This is a genomic window from Pseudomonas marincola (assembly GCF_900116605.1).
Taxonomy (GTDB): domain Bacteria; phylum Pseudomonadota; class Gammaproteobacteria; order Pseudomonadales; family Pseudomonadaceae; genus Aquipseudomonas; species Aquipseudomonas marincola.
The window spans coordinates 24,838-36,340 of sequence record NZ_FPBC01000021.1 but is presented as its reverse complement, the minus strand read 5'-3'; the positions used below and the strand labels follow the sequence as shown (position 1 = coordinate 36,340).

Annotated in this window: 14 protein-coding genes; 7 read left to right on the top strand and 7 right to left on the bottom strand. The window is 57.6% G+C overall.

Translation table 11 applies throughout. From position 1 onward, the window contains the following. Positions 1-9: 9 nt before the first annotated feature. Positions 10-603 (bottom strand): hypothetical protein, encoded by a 594-nt coding sequence (locus tag BM395_RS22125; RefSeq protein ID WP_244529030.1) that lies wholly within the window; start codon positions 601-603, stop codon positions 10-12. Positions 604-822: 219 nt separating this feature from the next. On the opposite strand from BM395_RS22125, the gene BM395_RS22120 reads away from it, so the two are divergent. From BM395_RS22120 to BM395_RS22110, 3 genes are all read left to right on the top strand, one after another. Further along, positions 823-1,056, top strand: a complete 234-nt coding sequence (locus tag BM395_RS22120; RefSeq protein WP_090515689.1) for a hypothetical protein — start codon at positions 823-825, stop codon at positions 1,054-1,056. A gap of 181 nt (positions 1,057-1,237) precedes the next feature. After that, positions 1,238-1,903, top strand: a complete 666-nt coding sequence (locus BM395_RS22115; RefSeq protein WP_244529029.1) for a hypothetical protein — start codon at positions 1,238-1,240, stop codon at positions 1,901-1,903. Between the two features lie 29 nt (positions 1,904-1,932). Continuing rightward, positions 1,933-2,289, top strand: coding sequence for a hypothetical protein (locus tag BM395_RS22110; RefSeq protein ID WP_090515687.1), 357 nt, complete (start codon positions 1,933-1,935; stop codon positions 2,287-2,289). Between the two features lie 379 nt (positions 2,290-2,668). Here BM395_RS22110 and merR read toward each other — a convergent pair whose 3' ends face one another. Next, positions 2,669-3,067, bottom strand: a complete 399-nt coding sequence (gene merR, locus BM395_RS22100; protein ID WP_003089120.1) for a mercury resistance transcriptional regulator MerR — start codon at positions 3,065-3,067, stop codon at positions 2,669-2,671. A gap of 74 nt (positions 3,068-3,141) precedes the next feature. Between merR and BM395_RS22095 the strand changes: the two genes are divergently transcribed. The 3 genes from BM395_RS22095 to BM395_RS22085 are packed head-to-tail and all read left to right on the top strand — an operon-like array spanning position 3,142 to position 4,000. Next, complete coding sequence (locus tag BM395_RS22095) at positions 3,142-3,492, top strand: mercuric transporter MerT family protein (RefSeq protein WP_003089115.1); 351 nt, start codon at positions 3,142-3,144, stop codon at positions 3,490-3,492. A gap of 12 nt (positions 3,493-3,504) precedes the next feature. After that, complete coding sequence (merP, locus tag BM395_RS22090; RefSeq protein WP_003150552.1) at positions 3,505-3,780, top strand: mercury resistance system periplasmic binding protein MerP; 276 nt, start codon at positions 3,505-3,507, stop codon at positions 3,778-3,780. Between the two features lie 7 nt (positions 3,781-3,787). Continuing rightward, a complete protein-coding gene (locus tag BM395_RS22085; protein WP_003089113.1) occupies positions 3,788-4,000 on the top strand; it encodes a GDCCVxC domain-containing (seleno)protein in 213 nt (70 codons plus the stop codon). A gap of 12 nt (positions 4,001-4,012) precedes the next feature. Here the strand turns inward: BM395_RS22085 and BM395_RS22080 are convergent, their stop codons facing one another. The 3 genes from BM395_RS22080 to BM395_RS22070 are packed head-to-tail and all read right to left on the bottom strand — an operon-like array spanning position 4,013 to position 7,659. After that, complete coding sequence (locus tag BM395_RS22080; RefSeq protein WP_003299771.1) at positions 4,013-7,006, bottom strand: Tn3 family transposase; 2,994 nt, start codon at positions 7,004-7,006, stop codon at positions 4,013-4,015. 3 nt (positions 7,007-7,009) lie between these two features. Then, positions 7,010-7,420 (bottom strand): putative toxin-antitoxin system toxin component, PIN family, encoded by a 411-nt coding sequence (locus BM395_RS22075; protein WP_003150546.1) that lies wholly within the window; start codon positions 7,418-7,420, stop codon positions 7,010-7,012. Next, positions 7,420-7,659 (bottom strand): ribbon-helix-helix domain-containing protein, encoded by a 240-nt coding sequence (locus BM395_RS22070; RefSeq protein ID WP_003089107.1) that lies wholly within the window; start codon positions 7,657-7,659, stop codon positions 7,420-7,422. The genes BM395_RS22075 and BM395_RS22070 overlap by 1 nt, the downstream gene beginning before the upstream one ends. Positions 7,660-7,860: 201 nt before the next feature. Here BM395_RS22070 and BM395_RS22065 point away from each other — a divergent pair, with 201 nt between their 5' ends. After that, the gene (locus BM395_RS22065; RefSeq protein ID WP_003150544.1) at positions 7,861-8,790 is read left to right on the top strand and encodes a recombinase family protein; all 930 of its coding nucleotides are present in this window, start codon (positions 7,861-7,863) and stop codon (positions 8,788-8,790) included. Positions 8,791-8,793: 3 nt separating this feature from the next. On the opposite strand, the gene BM395_RS22060 is transcribed toward BM395_RS22065, so the two are convergent. Together BM395_RS22060 and BM395_RS22055 are read right to left on the bottom strand one after the other, a co-directional pair. Further along, a complete protein-coding gene (locus BM395_RS22060) occupies positions 8,794-9,822 on the bottom strand; it encodes a porin (protein ID WP_090515683.1) in 1,029 nt (342 codons plus the stop codon). A gap of 147 nt (positions 9,823-9,969) precedes the next feature. Next, the gene (locus BM395_RS22055; protein WP_028688849.1) at positions 9,970-11,331 is read right to left on the bottom strand and encodes a purine-cytosine permease family protein; all 1,362 of its coding nucleotides are present in this window, start codon (positions 11,329-11,331) and stop codon (positions 9,970-9,972) included. Positions 11,332-11,503: the final 172 nt, after the last annotated feature.

The window sequence follows — 11,503 nt, the reverse complement described above, 5'->3', positions numbered from 1 at the left end:
AGAGTTGCATCAGAGAACCCAACCAATGTTAGATTCTGGCGAGGCAGCGGAAAACAGAGAAATCCAACCAGAGGCTGCATTGGACCTGACCTCGAATCCAGGGTCAGAATGGATGACTTCCAACCCTAGAATGCAAATAGCCGAAATTACTTTGCCTGTTTGAGTTTCAAAAGAATGCTTGAGTGGGTCGATCAGCTGAGTATGCGTAGCGCTGAAATTGAAATCCCAGTGCCCACCCTTAAGAAACTCTTTGGCTTCAAGCGATTCTTTATCAAGAAATCGAAGCCCCAAGCGGGGCATCAGCGCTAGGCCACTTTCAAATAAATCGCGTTTGAATCGACCTGCAATGAGTTTAGAAAAGGTTCCCTGTGGATGAGACTGGCTCAGTTCTGTGCCAACTGAAATCAATTCGGCCAAGGTCTTCTCAACGAGCATAATGCTCCCTGCCTTACCGACAATGCTCGGTAAGTTCAGAATTACAGCCACCGAAGCTACTTGCGAGACATCCCATTGATCAAGAACTTGGAGGGCAGAACTGTTCTGATCTACCAAGATGTCGGCCTGAGAAGCCAGCAGCGGGATAAAAAGAAATTGGTCAGTCACGCATTTTCTCGCTGGTCTGATAGTCGTTGAACATGAACTGCAATTGTAAAAACTGCTCAGCGCGATCAAGTTTATATCAGGTATGCCAAAGTCCAAGCATCATCACTACCACCACCTGCTACCAAAGCGCCTTGCTACGCCCTTCCCACCGGCAAACTTGGGATTCCAAACCCATGCCTTAGATTGAGATAGCCAATCTAATTCGGGAGCACTACTGCTATGCGTACATTCCTAAACGACCAAGACATTGATGCCATGTCCTTAACCGAGCTTTCAGCGTGGTACGTCGAAATGGTTGGTTATGACCCGCTTGAAGAAGACCCTAGCCTAGAACCGGCTGAGTTCAGGGCCGACTGTAAAGAATACGCCTTGATCATGCGTTGTGGCGGGCTCGATACACCTGAGTATCAAGCTATCGAGGCTGCACGCAAACGTGCCTCCTGCTCGATATAGAAGGTTCTGAAGTCATGCGGGATGGGGTTTGCCTGTATGATTAGGCCACAAACGAAAAAGGCCCACCTTTCGGTGAGCCCTTTCGTATCGCATGTCTCTAGGGGGAGGCGTTAGCCAACAAGTCCCAGAGCTAGTGAGGTAATCGTATTGCCCAAACACGTTCTAGTCAAGGAGGTTTTGCTTGTTAGATTCTGCTGCTGAAATACGGGCCATTGAGGCTGTGCTAACTCCAGAACGACTCAGTTCGTATTCTAGTGCGATGGGCATTCAAAATACTCGACACACTTTAGAGCTTTACGCTTGGAACGCAGCCATATCAGGTGCTTTCATGCTTCCGCAGCAGATTTGTGAAGTTGCTGTACGAAACGCCGTTTCAGAAGCTCTTGAAAAGGTTTATGGCCCTAAATGGCCATGGACACCCGGTTTGGAGCGTAGCTTACCCGACCCGAAATATGGCTTCAGCTTGCGGAAAGAGTTGTTTACAGCACGCAAAAATATTCCTATGGGAAACACGAATAAGATGATCCCTGAATTGAAATTTGCCTTCTGGATCAAGCTTTTTACCCAACGCTTTGATCAGCGTCTGTGGAATCAGCATTTGCGGGATTCATTCAGAGGCCTGCCTGCTGGTTTATCAATCGAACAATGTCGGAACATGATCTACAAAGAGCTTGATGAGATTCGCGGAATTCGAAATCGCATTGCTCATCATGAGCCCATTTTCAACCGCAATCTGGATGCCGATTTCACTCGAATGATGAGTGTAGTGACTTGGCGATGCCCGCATACCGCTGCGTGGCTCAACGAGCTTGAAGCTGTTAGGTCACTTTTAGCTCAGCGTCCGTAATTATTTTTATATGAAATGCAGGAAAATTCATGTTTGCAGAATTGGCTTCTCTCGCCTACTGGGTGCTTCTTTTCGGCTTTATTGTCCTGACTTGTTACGGCATATGGAAATTAGTCGAGACAATGAGTTTCAAAACGTGGGGCATGGTCATTCTTGTTTGTCTAGCGGCGCTCTTGCTGGGCATGCCGGTTGTTGGCGCATGGGCTGATCATCTGCACGATTCTGATAGTTCAAGCTCGATCATATCTATAATTGCAATCTCACTACTCAGCTTCATTCCTGTTGCATTTTTCTTCAGTGCGCTTTTTTCAAGTGGTGAGTCGTTCACAAAGGCAGAGGTGGAAGAAATCGTAGCTGATGCCCTTGAAAAGGATCGCGCCGCCTAAGCCTCCTATGGCGATTCAGCGTGAGTGACCTAGAAGCTATGGTGACTAAAGCCAGAGAAATTTTACCTTTCTGGCTTTCAGCCCTCACATCATGTGCAGTACCTCAATGCTATCCAACCCTCGCCCTATGGCATGTAAGCCCCGCCATTTGTAGGATCGCAGATCAGTTCAAATCAAGGGCTACGCTGAGCTTCGAGTATGCGGAATCGCGCAATGCTTTGTTCCCGGCAAAACCGACCCCCAAGCGAGGCTTATCGAAATTTCGGGTGTTGATGTAGAGGTTATATTGGGGTTTGGGGAGCAATGGAACCAAAAACCAACGTAAGCTCTGAATCCCACCGTAAAGGGGCTTTCCGATCTCCAGCTCACCCGCCAGGCATTACTCTCTGATCAGTGCCTCGATGATCGGGCAGATCGTTCCGCCGTCTCCCGCATCACATTGCTGCACCAGTTCGCCTAACAGTTGCTGCATGACGACCAAGTCGGCCATCTTCTGCTCGATCAACGCGAGCTTGCGTGCAGCCCGTGCTCGCGTTTCGGCACAGGCGCACGACTCATCCAGCGTCAGCAGTCCACCGACTTCCGAGAGCGTGAAACCCAGCGCCTGAGCCCGCTTGATGAAACGCAGTCGCTTCACCATGTCCACCGGATAGCGCCGATGGCCACCCAAGGGTTTGGCTGGTTCATCCAGCAGCCCGCGTCGCTGGTAGTAGCGGATCGTCTCGACGTTCACCCCGGCGGCGTCTGCCAGCTTGCCAATGGTCAGCTCTGTGGCCATCACTTTCTCCTTGATTCCGTACTTTGGTACGGAGTTTAGAATAGCACCTAGGCAATCAGGCTCAGGAGATGGGAATGGGGATGCAACTCACCGGGAAAGGCTCGCTGGTCGCGAGTTCGCTGACCGCCATCGGTGCGTCGGTGTGCTGTGTCGGGCCACTGGTGCTGTTGGCACTCGGTGTCGGCGGTACGTGGGTGGGCGCTCTGACCATGATGGAGCCACTACGCCCCCTCTTCATCGGGTTGACTCTACTGTTCCTGGGATTGGCATTCCGCAAGCTCTACCTGGTGCCACAGGTTTGTACGCCAGGTACACCCTGCGCCGATCCGCGCACGCTCGTGCGACAGCGACTCGTGTTCTGGATCGTCAGCGTGCTGCTGCTCGGCCTATTGGCCGTGCCGTGGCTCGCCCCGCTGTTCTACTGAAGGAGATTAACCATGCGCAAACTGCTGATCGCCGTGCTTTTCGCCTTGCCCTTCGTGGCGCTGGCGGCTCCCCCGAAAACCGTCACGCTCGACGTGCAGAACATGACGTGCGGACTCTGTCCGATCACGGTCAAGAAGTCGCTGGAGAAGGTGTCCGGCGTGAGTGACGTCCAGGTCAATTTCGACCAGAAGACGGCGACCGTCACCTACGATCCCGATAAGGCCCAGCCCGAGGCACTGACTGAGGCGACCGCGAACGCGGGATACCCCTCCACAGTGCAGAAGTGAGGTCACGATGAGCGCCATTGTCCTTGAGTCCGTGCTGACTTGCCCGCGCTGCGGCTTCGCCAAGCCGGAAACCATGCCCACGGACGCCTGCCAGTTCTATTACGAGTGCAGCAACTGCAAGGCGCTGCTGCGCCCCAACCCAGGGGATTGCTGCGTTTTCTGTTCGTTCGGCTCGGTGAAGTGCCCGCCGATCCAGCAGCAGCTTGGGTGTTGCTCATAGCGTTTAGGGGGATCACAGGTCGTCGTCTGGATTACGCAGTGGCCGCAGCTCGCCGCGCGCAACTTCTTCCGGTACCGCAAAGGAATACCGCCCGAGCATGTTGATGTGCTCGTAGATCAGCGGCGATAGCCGGGCCAAATCCTCTTCCAGCACTGGATAGCCGTGCTGCTTGAGCCGTTCCACGGCCGCCGTCATGTAGAGGGTGTTCCACAGCACGATGATGTTCACCACCAGGCCCAGAGCACCGAGCTGGTCTTCCTGGCCTTCGCGGTAGCGCTGGCGGAGCTCGCCGCGTTTGCCGTGGAACACGGCGCGGGCCAGGCTGTGCCGGCCTTCGCCTCGGTTCAACTGGGTCAGGGTGGCGCGGCGCTTGGACTCGTCGTCGATATAGGTCAACGTGTGCAGAGTCTTTTCGATCCGCCCGAATTCGGCCAGCGCCTGGGCCAGCCGGGTGGGTCTATCTCCCGTTTGCAGCGTGCGCATGATGCCAGTCGCCGGCACCCGGCCGAGTTTGAGCGAGCCGGCCAGGCGCAGCAGGTCGTCCCAGTGCTCGGCGATCAGGTCGAGTTTGACCGACTGGCGGGCCAGCCCGTTGAGCTTGCCGTAGTCCGCGTCCGGGCGCGTGCGCCAGAAGCGGGTACCGCCGACATCGGCCAGCCGCGGACTGAAGTGGTAGCCAAGTAGGCGGAAGAGCCCGAACACCACATCGCTGTAGGCCCCGGTGTCGGTCATGATTTGCGTCGGCTGCAACTCGGTCTGCTGTTCCAGCACGACCGCCAGCAACACCAGGCTGTCGCGCAGCGTGCCGGGCACGGTGATGGCGTTGAGGCCGGAGAATTGGTCGGAAATCAGGTTGTACCAGGTGACACCCCGGCCGGTGCCGAAATACTTCGGATTGGGGCCGGCATGCACGGTGCGCACCGGTACGACGAAGCGCATGCCATCGGCGGAGGCGACCTCGCCGCCACCCCAGACTTGGGCCAGTTCCAGTTGGCTTTGCGCTCCGACCAGGATGGCGTTAGCCGCTGACAGGGTGTCGTCGCGGATATAATTCTGGCTGACCCAGGACAGCCGGTCACGGCGCAGCGCCGGGTTGTCGGTGCGGATCAAGGGCTCCAGGCCGGTGTTGCAGGCCCCGCCCAACAGCACCGCGCAGAGGCTGGTGACCAGGTTGTCGGCGCGTGCATTGCGTTCGGAGACATGGGTGAAGGCCTCGGAAAAGCCAGTGCGGGCGGCGATTTCCAAGAGGATTTCCGGCAGATCGACACGCGGCATCAGGTCAGACACGGCCGCCCGCAGTTGCAGCAACGAGCAGGGCTCGTCCAGCTTGTCCAGCGCCCCGAGCGACAGTTCGGTCTTGCCCTCGGTGTTCTCGCTCAGTTGAATCGCCGGGTTGTCGGGCAGGCGCGCGGCTACTGCCAGCCAGGTTGCATCCAGCTCGACGGACAAGGCGTCCAGGGTGGTTTTGGCGTCGATGGTCAGGCCCAGTGACCGGCAGATGATCGGTCGCGCCGCCAGCCATTCGGCACCGTCGAGCAGGCCAAGGCGCGGGTCGGCATAGCGCCAACTGGGCGAGACGAAGACATCGCGGCGGCGCAGGGCCGTGCGCAGCGCATCGAGCGTGCAGAACACATAGGCACCCATGTCGAGGGAGCCATCTTCGCGGGTGATGTGCTTCTGCCAAGCCTTGGCCACGATCTCCTGCGGCGCGTCATCCTCTGGCTTCCGGCGCGGCAGGTTCAGTTGCAGCCACTCCAGACTAGCCGCCACGCCCTTGCCGGCCGGGCTGAAGCCGAAGCGGATGTGCTTGAGCAGGTCGGGCAGGAAGCGGCGCACGCTGCGGTAGCGCGCTTCCAATGCAAGAAAATAGACGTCATCTACCGGGCGGATCAGCGCGTTGACCTCTTCCAGGGCCTTTTCCAGGGTGGTCCTCGGCAGGTCGTTGAACAGCCGGGCGCGCACGTTGTCATCGCTGATCGAGCTGTCCAGCACGACCTTGCACGCGGCGGCGAGCGTCGCGGCCGACCGATCCAGGTCTTTCAGGCTGCGCATGCGGGCTTTCTTGTCGGCCTTCTCCGCGTTGCTGAACAGGTCGCGCAGCAAGGCCTCCAGGACTTCCAGTGCGTCGTCGTGCGCAGTCGCCTCCAGGCAGAGTGCGAAGGCCACCAGTGTCGCCATCCGCCGCGACGCCGGCAGCCGATTAATCGCGGTGACCTTGGCCGTGTTGGCGAAGCGGGCCAGGGCGGCGATACGGCTGGGAGGGATGTGCGCCGCCGCCGGCAAGGTGATGCCGATGCCGCGCACGTCATCGAGCCGGCGCAGTGCCCGAATCAACGCGGGGCCACTGACCATGACCGGGCCGGAGCGCAATTGATCCAGCCGGGAGCTGCGGTTGCCTTCGGCCACCGTCAGCAAGTCTTGCAGTTGCAATCGCTGTTCCTCAGTCACGCTGCGGCCCAGCGTAAACCAGAGGCGTTCTTCGACCCGACTGCGCAACTGGGCGATAAAGCGCTCTAGTTGAGACACACCAGGCAGGAGGACTTTCTGTGTGAACAGCCACGAGGTGGCTCGCTCAAACAGCACTCCCGGCCGGTCGGTGCCCGTCCAGCAGAGGGCATACAGCCAGCGGCTCAAGCGAAAGCCGATGCCCGGATCGGTGAAATGACGATAGCCAAAGCGGTTCTGAATATCGGTGGCATGTATCCAGCGGCGATGATCGCTATAGCGCTGGAGGCAGTCGGGGTCTGGAATCGCCAGTTGTCGGCAAAGCACCTGCAGGACTTCCACCGGCACGGCGGCGGGCTTGTCCGGCAGAACGCCAACGAAGCGGACGGTGGTCAGCAGAACGGCATAACCCAGACGGTTATGGTTACCCCGCAGCACCTGGATGGCTTCACGGTCTTCATCGCTCAGGTGGAAGTAACGTTCCAGCTCTTCACGGCTGGGCGAATCAACATAGCGGCCAAAACCGTCGCGTTGCTCTTGAGTCAGAAAACCGACCGGCATTGATCACAGCACCTCGACGCAGAACACGGCGGGCGTGACGATCCGCGTGCGTTCGATGTGCCCGCGTTGCAGCAGGCCGGCGCGGCGATCACCGGTTACCAGGTAGTCCGCATCGCCCGCCAAGGCCATGGCCAGCAAAAACGAGTCATCCGGATCATCGGCTTCGACCTCGATGGTCAGGCGCTCCAGTACCACAGCCCGTTGCAGGTTATTGATCATGGCGCCCACCTTGGCGGGCTGTAGGATGGCCTGAAGCTTGGGATAGCGGCTGGCTCGACGAATTTCATCGAGTTGCATCCGCGAGGTCACCACCTCGAAACGCGCCGCCCGCCAGGCACGGTAGATCGCATCGGGCGCGCCATGTGGCGAGATCAGGGCGCTGAACAGGATGTTGGTATCCAACACGACCCGCATCAGCGCTTACGTGCCCAGTCGAGCGCTTCGTCAACCGCGTTGGTCAATTCTGCCTCACTCAGATGGGCGTTAGCGGCCTTGGCCTGCTCAGCGCTCAGCTCCAGGATGTGTGCCCGTACCGCTTCTTCGATGAAGCGCGACAGGTCGCCCTTACGGCCGCCGCCCTGGCTGGCCAGAAACATCCGAAGCGACTGGTCGGTGTCGGCCGAGACGGCGACATTCCAGCGAATGGTATTCATAGCGTTCTCCGCTAATAGGTGTTTGTGTGTTTATACGCCAATCACAAAGGGCGATGCAATGGTTCGACAAAACGAAGGTTTTGCCGAACTCTATCGAGGAATGGCTCGGTTCGTTAAGCTCCCCGCGCTACGGTTCAAATAACTGGTACGCTTAATCAAAGTTCAACTATTACTAACGTAGTCGAGTAAACAGTACTTTTGATGAAGATCGGTTATGCGCGAGTGAGCACTCGGGATCAGAAAGCCGACCTACAAGTCGATGCCCTGAAACAGGCCGGGTGCGAACGCATCTACCAAGACATCGCCAGCGGCGCGAAAAGCGCCCGGCCGGAGTTGGACAAACTGCTGGCCAACGTGCGGCCGGGTGATGCCGTGGTGATCTGGAAGCTGGATCGCCTTGGGCGTTCCCTCAAGCACCTGGTCGAGTTGGTCGGCGAGCTGGCAGAGCGCAAGGTCGGCTTACAGAGCCTGAATGACCCCATCGACACCACCCACGCCCAAGGCCGCCTGGTGTTCAACCTGTTCGCCTCGCTGGCGGAGTTCGAGCGCGAGCTGATCCGCGAGCGGACTCAGGCGGGTCTGTCGGCCGCACGGGCGCGTGGCCGGATCGGTGGCCGTCCCAAGGGCCTGCCAGCCAAGGCTGAGGCCACCGCCATGGCGGCCGAAACCCTCTACCGCGAAGGTCGCCTGAGCGTCAGCGCGATCGGCGAGAAGCTGCACATCTCCAAGAGCACGCTGTACAGCTACCTGCGCCACCGTGGTGTCGAGATCGGCGCGTACCAGAAGAGCGCCAGGTCACGCGACCAGCAGCCTTCGGCCGCGTCGCCGGCAGAGCCGCCCGCCGCCGAGCGGGTGGCCACCGTCACCCTGCGCCTCGCGGTGGTGAATAACAGCAAGTTCGTGCGCGGCCGGAAGCGGGCCACGGAGAACATTGAGCGCTACTGCCTGGAGCCCTATGGCATGAAGCGGCTGGATGCCGGCCACTATGAGTTGACCATTCCGTATCGGAGCGACGATGAGCTGGACAAGAGCGTGCATGACCTGCTGACCGAGATCAGCCAGGAGGCCGACATGCGCAACTGTTTTGTCGAGATGGGCGCCTGGGAAGAAGACACCGAAAAGCGTTGGTAGGGCTTACGTTGGTTTTTGGTTCCATTGCTCCCCAAACCCCAAGCTGGACTCATCCTTGTCGAACAGGCTGTAGTTACCGTAAACCTTGACACCAGAGAGCCACCCGAGTGAGCCAGGAATGTCATAGCTGAGGTCGGCTACATAGAGGTTACCCTTGGCGGCAACGTTAAAGGTGCCGTCGAAGCTGCCGAAGCTAACCAGCTTGTCTCTGCCGGGATTCTCCGGGCTCATGTCCTGGCGAGTGGCTTGCAGTTGCACGCCCCAGGGGCCATTCTTGCCCGAGTAGTGGACTGCTAGGGCATTTCGGCGGCCGCTATCACGACTGTCCTGGTTCTGCAGCGTCGAGGTCAATGCCGAGGCGCCGATCTCCGACTGCCAGCTCCCAAGCTTTAGGTTGCGGGCCAGACGCCCGACTAAGATGTCGCGCTCGTGGTTATCGCTGCCGTCGACGACGTAGTCATCTGCCGTAGCAACACTGGTTGCATAGGTCCGCCCGCCGCGGCTTGTACCTTGACCCTGATCAGCCGGGCTTAGGTAGTAAGCGAGTTGGAAGTTCCAGTCATCCTGCTGCTGGATGTATTTAACACCAAGGTTCGCAATGTCTTCCAGGCCGATCACGCTGCCCAAGGTCAAGAAGAAAGTGCTGCCGGCATAGGGCAGCAGGCCGAACGGAATCTTGTTTAGTCCCACCTGAATCTGACGCGACTCATCGAACTTGTAGCCGATCCATGCATATTCGGCGAAGGCGATGTCACCGATCTTGTCGGTATAGTCGAAAGGGTAAGCGTCGCCATAGAAACGGTATTTAGCCGCGCCGATCCAACTATCGGAGTTGTAGGTAGCGGTGAGAAAGGCAGTATCGAAACTCAGCTTCTCGATATCCCGGTCGGGGTCGTAGTCGATACGCGCACGCACGGCGCCGCCAATGTCCAAGTTGTCATTGATAGCCACCGCACCTGCGGGTAGCGCGAGCGATGCCAACAATGGAAGTAATATGAGAGTTGCTTGTGGGTGCAGGTTGATCATTTTCATGAATTGGCTCTTAGCATTGTTAGTCTTTTTTTCAGCTACGCAGCACTAAGCCGCTGCGGTGTTGCGGCTTAGTTTTGGATCGGGTTTGGTAGCTGCAGCAAGTTGCCGGAGCCGAATACATCGGCCCGGTGGGCGCCGATATTGGTTTCAGCTGCAGCTGGTGCGGACAAACCAGCTGCGTTTGGCGCTGTTGAGTAGCAGCCAGTAGCTGGCGAACGCGCAGACAAAGGTCACCGGCGCTGAGAAGGTCGCCAGCGTTGCTCCGCCGAAATTCAGCAGCACTATCCCCAGGCCAGCGGCAAAGAACCAGGCGATCAAGCCGCACGGGTTGAAGGCGTTGACTCGTTCGAGAGCGAATTCAATATTGCCCTCGAACAGCTGGGTATATTTCGGCGAGAAAATATGCGCCAAAGCGATCGCTACCCAAGCCACTACAAAGATGCTCTGGTATGCCAGGGCTTGCAGAATGTAGCTGAACACATTGAGCAACATCATTGTGTAGACCACGATGCCAACTACTACGGCCCATGCCATATAAGGCACAGCCGCCAAGCCAAAACGGCCGAAGAACGCATGCATGTTGCTAGCGGCCATGAAGAAATTTGCGGTATTGATACGGGTCTGGCTGACCCAAACGAACAACAACCCCCAGATACCCATCAGCTCGACAATGGCCAGCACCACCGAGACCTCAGACAGGCCGCCCTCTGTGGGAATGGTGGCGGCGAGAAAGATGCCGACCAGACCGTTAATAAGAAAGGTGAAGATATAGAATGGTAGGCCGAAGTTAAATTTAGCGTGGTAGCTGGCGTCCTGCTTACGACCGAAGCGTGCGTAGTCCCAGGTGTACATCATGAGAATCCACACTCCCATGAAATAGGTGAAACAGTCCCACCAGCCATTACTTACTGGCCCGCTCTCAGGCCCCATTTCCAACCAGGCAGAACTGTAGCCGTATTCACCGACGGCCATCGCTACTACGGCAATCAGACCAATCAGGTAGAGCGGCAGCAGCACGCCATTGAACTTATCCAGCCAGGTCTGCACGCTACCGAACACCAGTGGCACGCTGTATAGCACCACTATTAGGTAGGCTTGATTGAGCGTGATGTCGGACACGTAGTGTTGGATAGCAATGGCGATCACCGAGCCTTCAAACACGCTGTAGTAGATCGCCGTGGCGAAGAAAATCAGGGTGGCCAGTGCTGCGCCGGCGCGTCCGAATAGCACCCGGGAGAAGAGTGCGACCGATAATCCGGTCTTAATGGCGTAGCGGGCAATGACCCCGTTGATGGCCGCATAAGTTACGACCGACAAGAGTAAGCCGATTATGGCATTCATCGTACCAAAGCTCATTGCCAGGGTGGCGGACACCACCAGCCAAAACATAGCACTGCAGATGGCCCACCAAGCCATCGTCAGTGAGCCTTTGCTCATGCGGTGTTCTTCCGGAACCGCGACGGTGCTGTAGTCGATACTATCGACCTGTTTTTTGATGTTTCCGGCCATGGCTCTTCTCTTGTTTTTGTAATGAGTGGAGTCATGATCATAAGTACTTCAGGCGGGCGACCACTTGCTGCTGAGCGCACTCTCTTTTGTCATACCTGAAGCTTCTTGCTCTCTGGAAGATGGCCCACCCAGACGAAACTCCTCCAGCGGAAAGCGATGAGAAAATCTCTCA